The sequence below is a fragment of the Sporosarcina koreensis genome (assembly GCF_001531445.1).
GTDB classification, from domain to species: Bacteria; Bacillota; Bacilli; order Bacillales_A; family Planococcaceae; genus Sporosarcina; species Sporosarcina koreensis_C.
Genome location: NZ_LQYA01000209.1, coordinates 1 through 243, shown reverse-complemented (window position 1 = coordinate 243; position 243 = coordinate 1). Strand labels below are relative to the sequence as shown.

Below are 243 nucleotides of genomic sequence, written 5' to 3'. Positions count from 1 at the left end.
CCGTTAAGGGCAAATCGAAGATGTTACCCTTATATCAAGAGAAGAAGAAACCCGTTTTTCGCTTTGCTCAAAACACCAAAACCAACCCCAAAAAAGCACCCCTTCGGGTGCTTTTTATCTTTCCATTCCACGATCCTGCTCACGACGTCGCTCACGCTTGTGTAACTGCTCAAAATCGCCTTGTGGCTCTTTCTCCGATACTTTACTTACAAAATCCCTCACATGCCTCTTAAAATCGCTTGT

At 44.4% G+C, this 243-nt stretch carries 1 protein-coding gene; it reads left to right on the top strand.

Annotation, left to right across the window (positions count from 1 at the left end):
• The coding region (locus AWV70_RS24875) for a hypothetical protein (RefSeq protein ID WP_235588771.1) at window positions 1–233 on the top strand (233 nt) is incomplete at its 5' end.
• Window positions 234–243 lie beyond the last annotated feature (10 nt).